17 protein-coding genes and 1 other RNA gene are annotated in these 17002 nt (G+C 66.0%); 11 read left to right on the top strand and 7 right to left on the bottom strand.

Annotated elements, in window-relative coordinates; all coding sequences use genetic code 11:
• The first annotated feature begins 75 nt into the window (after window positions 1-75).
• From LOC59_RS01050 to LOC59_RS01040, 3 genes are all read left to right on the top strand, one after another.
• Complete coding sequence (locus LOC59_RS01050) at window positions 76-1647, top strand: sugar ABC transporter ATP-binding protein (RefSeq protein ID WP_227895840.1); 1572 nt, start codon at window positions 76-78, stop codon at window positions 1645-1647.
• A 49-nt stretch (window positions 1648-1696) separates the two neighbouring features.
• The gene (locus LOC59_RS01045) at window positions 1697-2734 is read left to right on the top strand and encodes an ABC transporter permease (protein WP_229970225.1); all 1038 of its coding nucleotides are present in this window, start codon (window positions 1697-1699) and stop codon (window positions 2732-2734) included.
• Between the two features lie 108 nt (window positions 2735-2842).
• Window positions 2843-4300, top strand: coding sequence for a benzaldehyde dehydrogenase (locus LOC59_RS01040; RefSeq protein WP_229970223.1), 1458 nt, complete (start codon window positions 2843-2845; stop codon window positions 4298-4300).
• 43 nt (window positions 4301-4343) lie between these two features.
• Here the strand turns inward: LOC59_RS01040 and LOC59_RS01035 are convergent, their stop codons facing one another.
• From LOC59_RS01035 to LOC59_RS01025, 3 genes are read right to left on the bottom strand one after another with little or no spacing between them, the layout of a single operon-like run.
• The gene (locus LOC59_RS01035; protein ID WP_227895843.1) at window positions 4344-4802 is read right to left on the bottom strand and encodes a carboxymuconolactone decarboxylase family protein; all 459 of its coding nucleotides are present in this window, start codon (window positions 4800-4802) and stop codon (window positions 4344-4346) included.
• Window positions 4799-5140, bottom strand: a complete 342-nt coding sequence (locus tag LOC59_RS01030; protein ID WP_229970221.1) for a GNAT family N-acetyltransferase — start codon at window positions 5138-5140, stop codon at window positions 4799-4801. Before LOC59_RS01030 ends, LOC59_RS01035 begins: the two co-directional genes overlap by 4 nt.
• A gap of 32 nt (window positions 5141-5172) precedes the next feature.
• The gene (locus LOC59_RS01025; RefSeq protein ID WP_229970219.1) at window positions 5173-6162 is read right to left on the bottom strand and encodes a pirin family protein; all 990 of its coding nucleotides are present in this window, start codon (window positions 6160-6162) and stop codon (window positions 5173-5175) included.
• 153 nt (window positions 6163-6315) lie between these two features.
• Between LOC59_RS01025 and LOC59_RS01020 the strand changes: the two genes are divergently transcribed.
• The 4 genes from LOC59_RS01020 (at window position 6316) to LOC59_RS01005 (ending at window position 10036) form a co-directional block, all read left to right on the top strand.
• Entirely contained in the window at window positions 6316-6852 is a 537-nt protein-coding gene (locus LOC59_RS01020; RefSeq protein WP_227895846.1) for a dihydrofolate reductase family protein, read from the top strand.
• 138 nt (window positions 6853-6990) lie between these two features.
• A complete protein-coding gene (locus LOC59_RS01015; RefSeq protein ID WP_227895847.1) occupies window positions 6991-7827 on the top strand; it encodes an alpha/beta fold hydrolase in 837 nt (278 codons plus the stop codon).
• A gap of 23 nt (window positions 7828-7850) precedes the next feature.
• Window positions 7851-9431: a sensor histidine kinase gene (locus LOC59_RS01010; protein ID WP_229970217.1), complete on the top strand. Its 1581-nt coding sequence runs from the start codon at window positions 7851-7853 to the stop codon at window positions 9429-9431.
• Between the two features lie 131 nt (window positions 9432-9562).
• Entirely contained in the window at window positions 9563-10036 is a 474-nt protein-coding gene (locus LOC59_RS01005; RefSeq protein WP_227895849.1) for a GtrA family protein, read from the top strand.
• Between the two features lie 2 nt (window positions 10037-10038).
• Here the strand turns inward: LOC59_RS01005 and LOC59_RS01000 are convergent, their stop codons facing one another.
• Both LOC59_RS01000 and ssrA read right to left on the bottom strand, forming a co-directional pair.
• Complete coding sequence (locus LOC59_RS01000; protein ID WP_227895850.1) at window positions 10039-10875, bottom strand: glucose 1-dehydrogenase; 837 nt, start codon at window positions 10873-10875, stop codon at window positions 10039-10041.
• Window positions 10876-11051: 176 nt separating this feature from the next.
• Window positions 11052-11421, bottom strand: a transfer-messenger RNA (tmRNA) gene (gene ssrA / locus LOC59_RS00995).
• A 71-nt stretch (window positions 11422-11492) separates the two neighbouring features.
• Between ssrA and LOC59_RS00990 the strand changes: the two genes are divergently transcribed.
• Both LOC59_RS00990 and yczE read left to right on the top strand, forming a co-directional pair.
• Window positions 11493-12134, top strand: a complete 642-nt coding sequence (locus LOC59_RS00990) for a nucleoside/nucleotide kinase family protein (protein ID WP_229970215.1) — start codon at window positions 11493-11495, stop codon at window positions 12132-12134.
• An 80-nt stretch (window positions 12135-12214) separates the two neighbouring features.
• Window positions 12215-12817: a membrane protein YczE gene (yczE, locus tag LOC59_RS00985; protein ID WP_227916748.1), complete on the top strand. Its 603-nt coding sequence runs from the start codon at window positions 12215-12217 to the stop codon at window positions 12815-12817.
• Here the strand turns inward: yczE and LOC59_RS00980 are convergent.
• Both LOC59_RS00980 and LOC59_RS00975 read right to left on the bottom strand, forming a co-directional pair.
• On the bottom strand, window positions 12814-13581 hold the full coding sequence (locus LOC59_RS00980) for a PDC sensor domain-containing protein (protein WP_227916749.1): 768 nt from the start codon (window positions 13579-13581) through the stop codon (window positions 12814-12816). The two genes, yczE and LOC59_RS00980, sit on opposite strands and share 4 nt — an antisense overlap.
• Window positions 13562-14362 (bottom strand): FadR/GntR family transcriptional regulator, encoded by an 801-nt coding sequence (locus LOC59_RS00975; protein WP_227916750.1) that lies wholly within the window; start codon window positions 14360-14362, stop codon window positions 13562-13564. Before LOC59_RS00975 ends, LOC59_RS00980 begins: the two co-directional genes overlap by 20 nt.
• Window positions 14363-14530: 168 nt before the next feature.
• Between LOC59_RS00975 and LOC59_RS00970 the strand changes: the two genes are divergently transcribed.
• Together LOC59_RS00970 and LOC59_RS00965 are read left to right on the top strand one after the other, a co-directional pair.
• A complete protein-coding gene (locus LOC59_RS00970; RefSeq protein WP_227916751.1) occupies window positions 14531-15592 on the top strand; it encodes an ABC transporter ATP-binding protein in 1062 nt (353 codons plus the stop codon).
• 71 nt (window positions 15593-15663) lie between these two features.
• On the top strand, window positions 15664-16863 hold the full coding sequence (locus tag LOC59_RS00965) for an extracellular solute-binding protein (protein WP_227916752.1): 1200 nt from the start codon (window positions 15664-15666) through the stop codon (window positions 16861-16863).
• Window positions 16864-17002: the final 139 nt, after the last annotated feature.

The following is a 17002-nucleotide window of genomic DNA, read 5'->3' as shown; positions in this document are numbered from 1 at the left end:
CGGCACCCACCGCGGCCGGCCCTTTCCGGGGCCGGCCGCACCCATTCACCCCCTCCCCGACTTCCAGGAGCATCCATGGAGCAGCCCGTTGCCCTGAGCATCCGCGGCATCAGCAAGACCTTCACGGGACAACTGGCCCTCGACGACGTCAGCCTGGACATACCGGCCGGTGCCATCACGGCGCTGCTGGGCATGAACGGTTCCGGCAAGTCGACGCTGATCAAGATCCTTGCCGGCGTCTACACGCCTGACCCGGGCGGATCACTGTCGGTCCGGAACCAGGACCTGGCGCTGCCGCTTACACCCGGTGCCGCCCACGCGGCCGGGCTCCGCTTCCTGCACCAGGACCTGGGGCTCGTGGATGCCCTGACGATCGCGGATAACTTCGCCCTGTCCGACGGCTTCTTTGCCCGCAGCTCCCTGTCCCGCGTGAAACTGCGCAGGGAGCACGCCCATGTGGCATCCACCCTGGAACTCCTCGGCATTGACGAGCATCCCGGACGGCTCGTCGGGGATCTTTCCCCCTCCGTCCGCACGATGGTCGGCATCGCGCGCGCCTTCCAGCACCGCTCCGGGAATGAAGCAGGGGACGACGCCGGCACCGGCGGCGCCGACGTCGATGCGCTTCGCCGCAACATCCTGATCCTGGACGAACCTACGGCTTCGCTGCCCGCCCACGAGGCTGACCGGGTGCTGGCGCTGCTGGACATGCTGCGCAGCCATGGCGGAACCGCCGTCTATGTGAGCCACCGGATCGAGGAAGTGCGGCGAATCGCGGACCACGTTGCCGTGCTGCGCGACGGACGGCTGGTTGCCCAGGAGCCTTTGGGCGAGCGCGACGCCGCAGCGATCGTCTCGCTGGTCATTGGCCGCGAGCTTGAAGCGCCCGCAATCCGTCCGGCGGAAGAACGCGAAGGCGCCGTGCTGCTGCGTACCCGTGGCCTGAGCGGACCGCGGCTGGACGGAGTGGACCTGGACGTCCGTGCCGGGGAAATCCTGGGTATTACCGGCCTCGTGGGCTGCGGCCGCAGCGAACTGGTGCGGCTCCTCGCAGGCGTGCAGCAGCCGTCGGCGGGAACCATGACAGTGGCGGGCAAGCCCTATGCTCCCGGCTCTGCAGCCGCTGCCATCACGGCCGGCGTCGCCTGCGTCCCGCAAAACCGCCGGCGGGACGGCGTTGTCCTGGACCTGGGCGTCGGGGAGAACCTGACGCTGGGACGGCTGGGCAGTTATACCCGCGGACCGATAATCAACCGTGCCGCCGAGAAGGCCGCAGCGCAGGACCTTGCCAAGCGCTTCCTGGTCAAGACAGCATCCCTGGCCGCCCCGGTCCGCAGCCTCTCCGGCGGAAACCAGCAGAAGGTCGTCGTCGCGCGAGCCGCCAGCGGCTCTCCGCTGATGCTGCTGCTGGATGAACCGTCCCAGGGCGTGGATGCCCTGGCCCGCCAGGAGATCAGCCGGCTCCTGAAGGAACTTGCCGACGAAGGGGTGGCAGTCCTGGTCGCAAGCACCGACTATGACGATTTCGTCGGCCTGGCCGACCGCGTCGTCGTCCTGGACCGCGGGCGCATTGCCGCCGAACTCTCCGGCAGCGACATCACCGAAGACGCGGTCGCCCTGGCCTGCCAGACAGGCGCCCCGGCGTGATGGCCGCCCTTCCTCCTACCCACGAACATTCCTCCAAGGAGCCCCTACAGTGAACCTCCGCTTCAGCCCCGGCGCCCTGATGAAGAACTACGGCATCGTGGTCTTCCTCGTCCTGATGATCGTTGTATTCTCGGCGCTCATGCCCGATACCTTCGCAACGTCGGGCAACTTCCGCCAGATCCTGGCCGACCAGGCGGTGCCCGGCATCCTGGCGCTCGCCGTGATCCTGCCCTTGGCAGCCGGTGAATTCGACCTGTCCGTGGGGGCCAACCTGGGCATCTGCACCATTACCGGCATAGTGCTCGCCGGGAACGGCCTGCCGCTGCCCCTGATCATGCTCGCCACCCTGGCCCTGGGCATGCTCATCGGTGCCATTAATGCCTTCATGACGATTGTCGTAGGAGTCAATGCCTTCATTGCGACGCTGGGCATGGCCACCATCCTCGCCGGCCTGAACCTGCTGCTGACCAATTCCACGCTCATCACCCACTCCTCCGACGCGTTCTCCGCGCTGACCGGTATCCGGCTTCCGGGCGGCCTGCAGGTTGTCATCTTCTATTTCCTGGCCGCGGCACTGGCGCTCTGGTTCATCCTGGAACGCACTCCGTTTGGGCGGTACCTGCGGGCGACCGGCATGGGCCGTGACGCCGCCGAACTCTCCGGCGTACGCACCAAGCGCTACCTGGCTGCCGCTTTCATTGGCGCCGGCCTGCTCGGCGGACTCGCCGGAACGCTGCAGGCTTCCCGCGCCGGCAACGCGACACCGGACCTCGGACCGGAGTTCCTGCTGCCGGCCTACGCGGCTGCCTTCCTCGGAGCCACTGCCATCCGGGCGGGCTACTTCAACGTGTGGGGAACCGTGGCGGGCGTGTACCTGCTGGCAGTCGGTGCCAACGGCCTCGTGATTCTCGGTGCCAAAACCTGGGTTACCAACGTCTTCAACGGTGTCGCCCTGCTCATCGCCGTCTCTGCCGCCACACTGGTGCAGCGCCGTAAAACCCGGGCCGTACGCCCTGCTCCGGCAGCACCGGCTACACCGTCTGCTGAAACCAGCGAGGCCCCGCAAAGCACAGGAACCACAGCCTAAGCCCCGACCCCGAACAGGCACCGGACAAAGAGTACAGGCCCTCCGCATCCGGTTGGCCTCCAGCATCCATCGTTTTGACCCCTTCCCCTTCCGAATTTAGGAGCAGCAATGACCCTCCTCGCCACTTCCATCTGGCACGGCAAGATCTACACCGATTCCTGGACCGCCGGGTCCGCAGGCGTCCTTGATGCCATCGAACCCGCCACCGGCAACGTCCTCGGGTCGGTGGGCGCCGCCAACCGTGCCGACGCGCTCAGTGCGGCTTCCCGGGCAGCTGCCGCCCAGCAGGAATGGGCAAAGAAAAAGCCGGAAGAACGCGCTGCCGTGCTCCGGCGGGCGGGGTTGCTTTTCGAAGACCACGCCGAGGAAATCCAGGGCTGGATCATCCGCGAAACGGGTGCCATCGCCGCCAAGGCCGGACTGGAAACCCACATCGCCGCGAACGAATGCTACGAAGCCGCTGCCCTTCCGGCGCACCCTGCCGGAGACGTCCTGACCAGCAACGAAGAGCGCTGGTCCTTCGCCCGGCGCCGGGCAGCCGGCGTCGTCTCGGTCATTTCCCCGTTCAACTTTCCGCTGATCCTCTCCATCCGGTCCGTGGCCCCGGCTCTGGCCCTGGGCAACGCCGTGCTGCTGAAACCCGACCCCCGCACGAGCATCTCCGGCGGCGTCTCGATCATGCGGGTATTTGAAGAAGCCGGCCTGCCGGCAGGCCTGCTGCAGCTCCTCCCTGGCGGTGCCGACGTCGGCCAGGCACTGGTTGAGGCACCCGAAGTGCGGATTGTCTCCTTCACCGGCTCGACGGCGGCCGGCCGCAAGGTCGGTGAAACGGCCGGGCGGCTGCTCAAGCGTGCGCACCTGGAACTCGGCGGGAACAACGCCCTGATCGTCCTCCCGGGCGCGGACCTGGACTTGGCGGCGTCGGCCGGAGCCTTCGGTTCCTTCATGCACCAGGGCCAGATCTGCATGACCACCGGACGCCATCTGGTCCACGAATCGCTGCTCGAAGAGTACGTTGAGCGGCTCAGCGCCAAGGCCAAGGCCCTTCCCATCGGGGATCCGTGCACCGGGCAGGTGGCCCTGGGCCCGATCATCGACGAGCGGCAGCGGGACAACATCGACCGCTTGGTCCGGGCTGCGAAGGACGCCGGCGCCGAGGTTACTGCCGGCGGAACCTACGAGAACCTCTTCTACCAGCCCACTGTGCTGACCGGCGTGACTCCGGACAACCCCGCCTGGACGGAGGAGATCTTCGGACCGGTGGCTCCGGTGATGGGTTTCTCCACCATCGACGAAGCCATCGAGCTGGCCAATGCCTCAGAGTACGGTCTTTCCGTAGGCGTGCTGGGTGACGTGGGAATGGCGATGGAGGTCGCCGACCGGGTGGTATCCGGCAAGGTCCACATCAACGAGCAGACCGTCTCCGACGAGGCCAACTCACCGTTCGGAGGAATGGGCGCTTCCGGTACCGGTTCCCGCTTCGGCGGCGCAGCTGCGAACATCGAGGCCTTTACCGAGACGCAGTGGCTGACCATGCGCCCGGAAATCGCCAGCTACCCGTTCTAGCGGCCAGCTGGGGAACAGTCCCGCTGCGCCGGCATCTGCCGGCTCAGCGGGGCTTGACCGGGTGTCCGCTGATGATGGAAACCCGGTTGAAGGCGTTCATCGTGACGATTGCCCAGCTCAGGACCGAAAACTGCTCGGGGCTCAGCAGGGCCTGGTACTTCTCGAAGATTTCCCCGCGCTGCTCCCCGTCGGGCAGGTGCGTCAGCGCTTCAGCCAGTCCCAGGGCGGCACGTTCTGTGTCGTCGAAAACCGCGGTGTCCCGCCAGGCGGGCAGGACGGCGAGGCGCTGCGGAGTCTCACCTTCTTCCAGTGCCTGGCGGGTATGCAGGTCCAGGCAATAGGCGCAGCCGTTGAGCTGGGAGACGCGGAGGTTGACGAGTTCCATCACGATCCGGCCGAGCCCGGCTTCCGCTGCCGCGGCCCGTACGGCAGCCGCGGTGGAGGCGAGCGCCGAATAGACCGCGCGGTGCTGCTTGTCGATGAATACCTTTGTACCGCTCATGCCGTACCCGCCTCCGCACGTTCCGCATCCGCACGTTCCGCATCCGCCGCAGCCTGGGGCCAGTCCACGATCTCCTCGTATTCAGGATGCCGCTTGAGCCATTTCGCAATAAAGGGGCACAGCGGAATAATCCGCAGGCCGGCATCGCGTACGTGCTCGATCGCGTAGCGCGCGAGTTCGCCCGCCAGCCCCAACCCCGCGTAGGCCTCGGACACCTCGGTGTGGGTAAAGACCCGGCGGCCCTCCCGGTTCCGGTAGGCCGCGAACCCGGCAACCACACCGCCGTCGTCGTCGATGATTTCGTAGCGCTGCTGCGCGGGATTGTCCTGGAGATGCATGGAGTGCCTTTCGGTTAGCTGCGCGGACTCGGTTAGCTGCGCGGGCGGAGCCGGACGCCGGGCAGGACCGGCGCGGGAAGCGGGGGCAGGGGATCGTTGGGAACCACGGAGAACCGGGTGGCCGGTTCAGCGCCGGGATGCGCCTCGGCACCGATGTGCTGCTGCCAATCGCGGCGGTACTGCACGATTTCCTCATGGCTGCGGCCAATGAAGTTCCACCACATGACGATGGTCTCGCCCAGCGGCTCCCCGCCGATCAGGACAGCACGCACCGGACTGCCCGGCGGGGCCGTGATCCGCAGCGCCGCAGCTCCCGGGGCACGGTACGCCAGCTCACCGGGCGCGACGGCGGTGCCCTGGAACTCCAGATCCGTCCCGTCTGCCAGTACCCCGTATTCGAAGCGCGGATCGGCCTCGAGTTCCAGTGTGGTTCCGGGTTCCAGCAGCAGCTCGGCACCGACGATGGGCGAATGCATGCGCACCGGGGAGGACGATCCGGCCAGGTCCCCCACGAAGACGCGCAGCTGCCAGCCGGGGCCGGTCACAGGCTCCGGGGCATAGTGTTCAAACCGCGGTTCCGTTCCGCGGGCCCGGTCCGGAAGGGCAATCCAGAGCTGGACGCCGTGCAGGACCCCAGTGGCCGGCGTGGAGACTTCGGAGTGCGCAATCCCGCGTCCGGCAGTCATCAGGTTGACTTCCCCGGGGCGGACCATGGCGTGCGCTCCGGCGCTGTCACGGTGTTCGATTTCCCCGGTGAACAGCCAGCTGACTGTCTGCAGGCCTGTGTGCGGGTGCGGCGGCACCACCATCCCGCCGGTTCGTGCGACGTCGTCCGGCCCATAATGATCCACGAAGCACCAGGCGCCGATCAGGCTCCGGCTGCGCTGCGGCAGTGTGCGGCGCACGGGCATGGCGCGGGGGCCGCCCAGCGGCACATCCCGGGGAACATGGATTTCGACGCCGGGCCCTGCGGGACGAGCCGCACATTCCACCTCTGCCGGTGCACTCTCGACGTTGCTCATGATGTCCATTCCCTTCGGCCGCCTGCGCCAAGGCTACATGCATATGCATCTATTTACAGCAGTGCCCGGCAAACTCTGCCCCATTTGCCACATCGCGCCAGTCTGGACGGGTGCATCCTAACGCCCGGGCTGCCCGGAACCTATGCTCGATCCATGGCAAAAGTCATCTATTACGTGGCGTCATCACTGGATGGCTACATTGCCACCGAAGACAACCAGCTCGACTGGCTGCTGGGATTCGGCTTCGAATCGTTCCAGGACCACTACGACCGCTTCATGGCCGGCGTTGGGGCGATCGTCATGGGATCCGAAACCTATGACTGGATCCGCGCCGAGCAGCCGGACGCCTGGGACTACGGGAGGCTTCCGTGCCTTGTCCTGACGCACCGGGAGCTTGTTGCGCCCGCTGAAACCGGCGTCAGCTTCGTTCAGGGCAACATTCAGCCCGTCCTGGAGCTGGCCACGGCCCTGGCCGGCGGAGGGAACGTATGGGTGGTGGGCGGAGGAAATGTCGCCGCACAGTTTGCCGACGCCGGACTGCTGGACGAGCTCTGGATCACCTATATGCCTGTTGCGCTGGGACGGGGCCGGCCCCTGCTGCCGGTCGCGGCTCCCACCGGGCGGATGCGCCTGATCGGGACAACGCAGTTCAACGGCGGAGCGGCAGAACTTCGGTTTGCGGCCGGCTAGCCAACCGGATACTCAGGCGGCTTGGTTTTCCTGCGTGTCGCAGCCGCTGGTTTGCCTGTCGGGCGGACGTGATGCCGGTACAGTTCACTTTTGCACCACTTCCCCACACGCTGCTCCAGTACAAAGGCCGCCGCCCTCATGACGACTGACGTTTCGACGCGCAATAATGTCCAGATTCTTGGCAACGCAGCGGGTCCGGTGGTGATGTTTGCCCACGGTTTCGGATGCGACCAGGGCATGTGGCACCGGATGATTCCGTACTTCACGGACCAGTTCCGGGTAGTGGTGTTCGACCACGTGGGTTCCGGCGGCTCGGACCTGAACGCCTATGACCCGGCCAAGTACGCCACCTTGGACGGATATGTCAGCGACCTGCTCGAAATCTGCGACGTTCTCGACCTGCAGGACGTGACCTTCGTGGGGCACAGCGTCGGCGCGATGATGGCGGTGGCAGCAGCAGCCTCCGAGCCTTCGCGCTTTTCCCGGCTCGTCCTCGTGGCTTCCTCGCCCAGCTACATGGACCGCCCCGGCGACGGGTATACGGGAGGCTTTTCCGAGGCGGATATCGACGAACTGCTTGTCTCCCTCGATTCGAACTACATTGTGTGGGCAGCGGCCATGGCGCCGATGATCATGGGCAACCCGGACAGCCCCGAACTGCACAGCGAACTCGAAGGCAGCTTCTGCCGCCTCGATCCGGCTGTTGCCCGGGGGTTCGCCCGGGTCTCCTTCCGTTCCGATGTCCGTGACCAGCTGGCTGAGGTGCAGGTTCCCACCCTGATCCTGCAGTGCTCCAATGACCTGCTGGCACCTCCGCACATCGGCGCCTATACCCGGGAAAGGATGCCGGCGAGCACGTTGGTCCAGCTGAAAGCGACCGGCCATCTGCCCCATGTAAGCGCGCCGGACGAGACCGCCGAGGCCATTCTGGCCTACCTGTCTCCGCGCCCTCTTTTCCCGGTTCCAGCAGCGTGACCACCCCCTTCCAAGGCCCCGCGTTGAGCGCACCCGCGGTGGACCTGGACTATCGGGAGCTGTTCCACCACTCGCCGTCGGGCTACCTCGTGACCCTCGAGGACGGGACGATCGTCGAGGCCAACGACACATTCGCCCGGTGGATCGGCCGCTCCCGCAGCGAGCTGCTCGGAACCAGCCTGCTGGCCCTGCTCCCTGTTGGGGACCGGATCGTGTATTCCACGCATGCGCTGCCGCAGCTCGGCGTCGGCCATTCGCTGGCCGAACTTGCCGTGGATTTCATCAACGCGGACGGAGCCCGCCTGCCTGCCCTGCTCTCGGCTGCCCGCAAGCCCGCTGAGGGATCCCGTCCGGCCCTCGACCGCATTGTGGTCTTCAACGCCCATGAGCGCCGCCTCTACGAACGCGAGCTTGTCGGAGCCCTTCATACTGCGGAAAAGGCCGAGGCGGCCCGGGCCAGCGCAGAAGCAGACGTGCAGGAAAAGCAGCAGGCGCTGCGCGAAAAGGACCGCGTCCTCCAGGAGAGCCTGGCCGAGAGCCGGCGCAAGGAGTCGCTGCTGCAAACGGTGCTGGACACGGTGGAGGTTGGCGTCTCCGTTGTCGATGAGGACGGCTTCGTGGTCCTCACCAATTCCCGGCAGCGCTTCATCCACCGCCGCGCCCTGCCGCCGGGCCTCACCGAAGCCAATGAGTGCGAACTGCTCATCTTCGGGCCGGACCGCGTCACCCCGCTGCCGCCGGAACAGCGTCCCGTCCGGCGAGCAGTGGCGGGCCAGTCCTTTTCCGACCAGCTGGTGTGGTTTGGCGCCGGGGACCAGCAGCGTGCGTTCAGTGTTACGGCTCGTTCCGTGCAGCGCCAAGGCGGATTCTGCGGCTCCGTCCTCGCCTTCAGCGACGTCACCGGACTGGTCAACGCCGTCGCGGCCAAAGAAGACTTCGTGGCCAACGTCTCGCACGAGCTGCGTACGCCGCTCACCTCGATCATGGGCTACCTCGATCTGGCACTGGAAGACGAAGCGGAGATTCCGGCACACGTCGCGTCATCCCTGAGGGTCGCGCTGCGCAATTCGGAAAAGCTGCTAGAACTGGTCTCTGACCTGCTTTCGGCCGCGGCGGGACCCAGCAGCATTGAACAGCGTCCTGCCGACCTGGCCGAGCTCCTGCGCGGCGCCATGACCTCCGCGGCCCCCAGGGCCGAAATCAACAAGGTCAAGCTCATTGCCGACTTCCCGTCCAGCATGCCCGTTGTCCTGGATCCGCAGCGAATCGGCCAGGTCATCGACAACCTCCTCTCCAACGCCGTGAAATATTCGCCCGACGGCGGCCGCGTCACGGTGAGCGCGTGGGCTTCGAGCGGGAGCGTTTCGTTCCAAGTTTCGGATACCGGCATCGGGATGAACACTGCCGAGCAGTCTGAGGTCTTTACCAAGTTCTTCCGCTCGGGGACGAGCCGCAAGGCCGCCATTCCCGGCATCGGGCTTGGCCTGGTCATCAGCAAGAACATTGTGGAGGCGCACCGCGGCACCATCACGCTTCGGAGCGCTGCGGGCCAGGGAACAGTTTTCACGGTGCGTCTTCCCGCACCTCCGGCTGCCGGCGCGTGATTTTGTGGCCTCCGAGTGCATGTGAAAACATCAACAAAGGGCCCCTTGGCAGCGGTCCCGAGTCCTGCCACGGACTGAATCGTGAGGTAGGGACCCGCTTGCGGCGTTCGCTGGAGAGAACTGGTAGCTGAATGGACGGCATTTCTACAGCCCGGAGGGTATTCCGAAGGCTTGGCTCCTTCTCCCTTGTGGGCACCATTGCCTTCCTCGTGGACATCGGACTCTTCAACCTGCTCGTGGCCACGGTCCTCGATGACAATCCCATTTCAGCCAAAATTGTCTCCGTGGTGGTCGCCACCACTATCTCGTGGCTGGGCAGCCGCTACCTCACGTTCCGCCGGACGCGGGGCCGGAGCGTGCGTTCAGAAACCATCCTGTTTGCGCTGACGAACCTCGTGGGCCTTGGTATCGCCACCGGCTGCCTGTTCGTCTCCCACTATCTGCTCGGCTTCACCAGCCAGTTCGCCGACAATATTTCCGGCAACGTCGTCGGCGTCCTCCTCGGCAACGTTTTCCGTTACTTCGCCTACCGGTACATCGTGTTTACCGAGCCCAAGGGCAAGGCGGACAGTCCCGCACCGGAGAACGCGGAGCTGTCCCGCTAGCCTCACATAGCCGGCGGTTCAGGCGCCGCGGGTGCCTGGCCGGGCTCGGGCGGCACTGCTGGCGCGGACGGCGCCTGGGCCGGTTCTGAGCTCAGCACCGCCACCTCATACCGTGCCAGCCCTGCCGTCTCTCCGCCGTCGGCCACGAACTCGGCACCGGTGGAGAAACTGGACTCATCGCTGGCGAGGAACAGGACCAGGCCGGCAATCTCCTCCGGCTCACCCCTGCGGTGCAGCGCCACATGTTCCTGCCCTCCTTCCAGCCCCTCGGTCATGGGCGTCCGCACCGCACCCGGATGGACCGAGTTGACCCGGATGCCGTAGGGACCTAGGTCAATCGCAACAGACTTGGTAAGGCCGCGCACGCCGTACTTGGTGGCGGTGTAACCGGGAAGATCCTTGTAGCCCTGAAGTCCCGCTGTGGAGGAAATGTTGATGATGGAAGCACCGGCCGAACGCTTCATCGGTTCCACCACCGCCTTGATGCCCAGGAACACCCCGGTCAGGTTGACCGCGATGATGGTGTTCCACTGCTCCAGGGTGTAGTCCTCAATGCTGCCGAAGTTCGCGATCCCGGCGTTGTTGACCAGGACATCCACTCCGCCAAACCGCTCCTCGGCCTCACGGACAGCCGCTGCCCAGTCCTGTGGGCTGGTGACGTCCAGATGCACGAATACGGCAGCATCCCCCAGGGAGTCAGCCAGAGCCCGGCCCTCGTCGTCAAGCACGTCTCCAATGACCACCCGGGCGCCTTCGCCGGCGAGGCGGCGGACCACCGCGCCTCCAATCCCGCGCGATCCTCCGCTGACCAGAACCGTCTTGCCGCTGACCCGTCCCATAATGCCTCCTTGGTGCGGCTGCAGGTGCCTGGAGCTCCTGGTCGACAGCCGTGACTGCCCATCCAACTACCCCTCGCGAAGGAAGTCACGGTTTTGGGCCTTGGCGGCAGAACCGGCACGCGGCCACGGAGGGCTTAAAAAGACTGTGCCCCGGCCTTTCGAGACGGGGCACAGCCAAGTGGAGATGGGGGGAATCGAACCCCCGTCCGACGCCGACGAGCCAGGACTTCTCCGGGCGCAGCCTGCTGCGGATTTTCTCGGCCCCGGCCATCGCGCAGGCGCGTGGCTGATCCGGGCCCAGCCGTTCAAAAAGTCCCGGACACCTGAACGGCAGCAGTGTCCGGCAGTGGCTTCCTTAACGACGCCAGCATCCGGAACGGAAGCGTTTCCGAAGCTGACGGACTCACTCTGGCCTAGGCGGCGAGAGCGAAGTCAGTGCGCATAGGTTTGGCACTTATTGGTTTACAGGGGGCGTTAGCGAGATAACCCTGCGTCCTCGGCCCGCTTCTCCTCGCGCGACAAACATCGTCGATACCGATCATCCCCGTATTCAGTTACACCCCCATTAACCCACCGGCACCCCGGAACATTCCAGCCCCTGCGCAAAGATGGTGCCCATGCAGATTCTTGAACGCAGCCTCGACGGCCTCGCTGCCGTTGCCAGCCGGTTGGCCACCGGCGGAGAACGGCGCATCCTGGGCATCGCAGGCCCTCCCGGGGCCGGAAAATCCACCCTCGCGGAAGCACTGTCGGCGGCGCTGGGACCGGATACCGCCGTCGTCGTTGCCATGGACGGTTTCCACTTGGCGAACCGGGTGCTGGACATGCTGGGGTACCGGGAACGCAAGGGGGCGCCGGAAACGTTCGACGACGGCGGCTATGCGGCGCTGCTGCGCCGGCTGCGGCTGCAGGGACCGGGCGAGCCCATCATCTACGCCCCGGAGTTTCGCCGTGACCTGGAAGAACCGGTCGGGTCCGCAGTGCCGGTGCGCTGCGATGTTCCGCTTCTCATCACGGAGGGCAACTACCTCCTGCTGCCCACCCGAGCGTGGCCGCAGGCACGATCCCAGCTCGACACCGTCTGGTACGAGGAACTGGAGGAGGCCGAACGGATCCGGCGGCTGACGGACCGGCATGCGGCGTACGGAAAATCTCCGGCGGACGCTGCTGCCTGGGCGGCCGGCAGCGACCAGGCCAATGCGGAACTCGTGGCCGCGTACGCGTCGAAGGCCGACGCCGTCGTGCGGCTGGTTCCCTAGCGTTACGCCGGTATTACCCGGGACCGGTTCCGCCGGGCAGCGGATTTGGAAACCCGGACCGGGAGGGTTTGGGTGGGAGCATGTCCTGGATATTCTTCCGCCGTGCGGCCCAGCTGCTTGCCGGTCTCTTTTGCTACGGTTTCTCGATCGGCATGATGATCCGTGCCGGACTGGGAGTCTCCCCGTGGGATGTCCTGGGGCAGGGCACCAGCCTGCAGACCGGCATCGCTTTCGGGCTGGTCACCAACCTCATCGGGCTGGCCGTACTGCTGTTGTGGATTCCGCTGCGCCAGAAACCCGGGCCCGGCACCGTGCTCAACGTGCTGCTCGTCGGTCCCAGCGCCGAGGTGGGCCTGGCGGTCGTAAGCGAACCCTCCGGGATATGGGGCCAAATCCTGCTGTTTACCGCGGGCCTGGTGCTGCTGGCCGTAGCTACCGGACTGTATATCGGTGCCCGCATGGGGCCGGGACCCCGTGACGGGCTTATGACCGGGCTCCATGCCCGCTTCGGCTGGCCCATCTGGGCCGTGCGCACCGGCATTGAAGTGAGCGTGCTGGCTGCCGGGTGGGCGCTGGGCGGCACTGTCGGCCTGGGCACCGTGGCTTTCGCACTGATGATCGGCCCCATGGTCAACCGAACCATGCCGTTCTTCCATATTCCGGTCCGGACAGCTTCCGCCTAATGCCCCCTCGTCTGCAACGGGACGGCTACAGCAAGCGGAAGCGTTCCGCAGGGGTGCACCGCGGCCCGGCGTCCGCCGTACTCGGCTCCACGCAGTTCCATCCGCAACGGATCCCCGGCCTGCCGCCAATCCCCCACGAGGAGCCGGCCCGCTGCCAGCTGCGGATCGGCCGACACCACAACACGGCCAACGCGGTTCACCAGGGACGCTTCCGGGTGCACTCGACGCAGGTCCGGGAGCAGCGCTTCCTCCAGTGACTCGACGAAGACATCGGCACCCACGACCCCCACCACGCGCCCTCCGACGATCACCGGCGACGTCAGGGTCACGGTGTACTCATCGGTGCAGATGAAGTCCACGTAGGGACCGGTCACATGGCTGAGGCCGGTTTCCACGGGTACGGTGAACCATTCCCGCCGGGAGTAGGCTTCTCCCATGCTTTCCAGCGACGAGAGCAGCTGGTTCTCCTTGCTCCGAACCTGCCACCACGCCATATGCCAGGGCGCGTCGCTCACCGCCCCGTGTGCGGCCACGAAACCGCCGCCGGCCAGCGGATAGTCCTCCCGCCCCAGCAGGACGGCGCTCAGGGGCTCGACGGCAGCGTCCACTTCGCGGCGCGAGGGTGCTGCAGAGGAGTCGCTGAACAGGGCCTCCAGCGGGGGCTTCCATAATTCCAGAACGTCCAGCAGGTCCTGGAAAAACGTGCCCACGTCCACGGGCTGCGCTGCCGTTGACGGTTGGGAATCACTGCGGGAAATGCTCATGCTTTCCTCCTTGCGGGTGCGGGGGTAGGGGCTCCGCCGTAGTGAGGCCGGCGGAGTGCAGGCGGGTGTGTTCATCGATAAGCCAGGCCACGGAGGCCTGGACGTATTGGCGCACCAGCAAGCGTGCCGCCGAAGGATCGGCCCCGGCGACGGCGGAGCAGATCCCCCGGCAGAGGCTAACCATGGCGGAATCGAAGGAAGGGTCCGCGTGGGCAAGACCCAGCAGTGATCCGTAATCAGTGTGGAGGCGCACGTATTCACGTGTCAGTCGGGCTGACTGGCTAAGTGCCGCCAGCTCGAGGAAGAAATCGCCCACGGCACGGTTGCCGCTAGTGGGTGCTTCCAGCACGTTCCTGAGCGCCTCGACGTCCTCATTCTCGGCGGTCTCAGCGGCGAGCTCCGCCGCCGTGGCCGCGATAGCCGCATAGTGGATGGCCAGATCACGCAGTTCCACGCGGCTCATCGAGGTGAGCCGGCGCCGGACGAGGGCCGAACGGTCGCCGGAGGGCAGCGTAACAAAAGTGCCCCCTTCGCGTCCCCGCCTGGTTTCCACCAGGCCCCTGGAGCGCAGCCCGGCGAGGGCTTCGCGGGCTGTCACGGTGGCAACGCCCATCGAAGCGGCAAGTTCCAGCTCCGATGGCAAGCGGTCCCCATCGAGCAGCGCGCCGGCAGAAATCCCCTGAACTATGCGCTCCTCCACCCGGCTGGCCTTTCCGGCATCGCCGAGCGGAGCGAAAACGGCGGTGAGGAGACGCTTCTGCGGATGAGTGGTGTGGGGCATGTTCACGATCTTCCCAGCTTGGCGGAGCGGACGGCGCCAGGGCAGCGGGCCGCGCATCCGTAACAAGAAATTTACTTGAAGTGACGCAAATTACATATAACATCTGGTTTCATAGCTTTACTACCTGACGCGCTTCGGCGCTTCCAGCTGAAGTGAAAGGACCACCCCGTGCGAGCCAGTGCAGCACCCATCTCCCCCGCCGAGGAACAGGCTGCCTCCGGCAACGCCATCAGCCTCTCCGCGGTGACGAAGAGCTTCGGTGATTTCACCGCAGTCAAGGACCTGGATCTGGACATCCGCTCCGGCGAGTTCTTCTCCCTGCTGGGTCCTTCCGGTTCCGGCAAGACGACGGTGCTGCGCATGGTGGCCGGATTCGAGCCCGTTACCAGCGGCACCATCCAGCTGCACGGCACCGACGTCACTGCCAAGGCGCCGTTTGAACGCGACGTCAACACGGTGTTCCAGGACTACGCGCTCTTCCCGCACCTGACCGTCGCCCAGAACGTGGGCTACGGCCTCAAGCTGCGCAAGACGCCCAGGGCCGAGCGTGAACGGCGCGTTGCCGAGGCCCTGGAGATGGTCCGGCTGCCGCACGTCGCCGGACGGCTGCCCTCCCAGCTCTCGGGCGGACAAAGGCAGCGCATCGCCTTGGCCCGTGCCTTGATCCTGCGCCCGCAGGTGCTGCTGCTCGACGAGCCGCTCGGAGCCCTGGACAAGCAGCTGCGTGAGCAGATGCAGATTGAGCTGAAGCAGATCCAGCGCGAAGTGGGAATCACCTTTATCTTCGTCACCCACGATCAGGAAGAGGCACTCACTCTCTCGGACCGGATCGCAGTCTTCAATGACGGCGGAATCGAGCAGGTGGGAACCCCTGAAGACCTCTACGAACGGCCCGCCACCCGCTTCGTCGCCACCTTCCTCGGCAGCACCAACCTGGTGGAGGGGGAACTCTCCCGCAAACTCACGGGCGTCGACGGCTTGGTCAGCATCCGGCCCGAGCGCATTCACCTCGCCGCTCCCGGCGCCACACTGCCTGATGGCTTCTCGTCGGTCCCGGCGGTCATCGAGGAAATCGTCTACACCGGCCCCACCACGCGCTACGTCGCCCTCACGGACACGGGCGACCGGCTGATCGTTCAGGAGCAGAACGATTCCCGTGCCACCCAGGCCTCCCGCGGCGACACCGTCGAACTCCAGTGGCCGTCCCGCTTCAACTTCCACGTTTCCTGACCGTCCACTCGCCCGAACCCGCCAGCCACCACCGGCCCAGCTACACCGCACCCACTATGAAAGGCTCTCCCATGAAGATCACCAAGGCACTGCCGCTGGCAGCGCTCGCTTCGCTCTCGCTGGTCCTGGCCGGCTGCGGCGGCGGCGCCGCGTCTGACACGTCCTCCACCGGAATCCAGGTTCCTGACCTCCCCATGGCCACCGAAGTCGGCGAAAGTGAAGGCCAGGTGAACATCATCGCCTGGGCTGGCTTCGTGGAAGACGGCTCCACCAACCCCGATGCAGACTGGGTTTCAGCGTTCGAGGAAGAGACCAAGTGCGAGGTCAACCGCAAGGTCGGCGCCACCTCGGACGAAATGGTCCAGCTGATGCGCAGCGGCGAATACGACCTCGTATCCGCGTCCGGCGACGCGTCGCTCCGCCTGATCGCCGGCGGCGACGTCGCCCCGATCAACACCGAGCTGATCCCGAACTTCGGCAACCTCGTCGAGGGACTGAAGGGCCAGGTCTATGACACCCTGAACGGCCAGAGCTACGGTGTCCCGATCGGCCGCGGCGCCAACGTGCTGATGTACAACACCGAACACGTCACGGATGCCCCCGATTCCTGGGCACCGCTGTGGGAAGAAGACAGCGAACTCGCCGGCAAGACCATGGCCTACGATTCCCCGATCTATATCGCCGACGCCGCCGTCTACCTGATGGCGACCCAGCCTGATCTCGGCATCACCAACCCCTACGCCCTCGACGCCGACCAGCTGGCTGCCGCCGTCGAACTGCTAAAGACGCAGAACGGGATGGTCGGCGAATACTGGAACGATGCGCTCAAGGCCGTCAGCTCCATTTCCTCCGGCACCACTCACATGGGCACCGGCTGGCAGGTCATCGTGAACCTGGCGCAGGGCGACGGCGGCACTGTTGAGTCCGTACTGCCCAAGGAAGGCGCCACCGGATGGTCCGACACCTGGATGATCGCCGCCGAGTCAAAGAACCCGAACTGCGCCTACAAGTGGATGGACTACGCATCCTCCGCCGAGGTGAATGCCCAGATCTCGCAGAACTTCGGCATGGCCCCGGCCAACGCCCTGGCCTGCGAAGGGTCGGAAGCCAATGCAGCCCACTGCGAGACCTTCCACGCCACCGACGAGGAGTACTACAAGCAGGTCTGGATGTGGACCACTCCGGTTGAGCAGTGCGTTGACGGCCGAACGGACGTGACCTGCACCAACTACCAGGAATGGACCAAGGCCTGGACTGAGATCAAAGGCTAGTTCCACCCCGAAATGACCGCTGGTGGGCGACGGAGAAAACTTCGCCGCCCACCAGCTCCACTGCTCCACCCTTCCGCCGCGCACCGCGGCTCTACGTCCCCGCAGGCCCGGCCCAAGAGGAGAATCGGCGGCATCCCGC

This window comes from Arthrobacter sp. zg-Y916 (assembly GCF_020907385.1).
Lineage (GTDB): Bacteria > Actinomycetota > Actinomycetes > Actinomycetales > Micrococcaceae > Arthrobacter_B > Arthrobacter_B caoxuetaonis.
The sequence above is the reverse complement of the archived record's forward strand: the minus strand, read 5'-3'. Positions and strand labels throughout refer to the sequence as shown.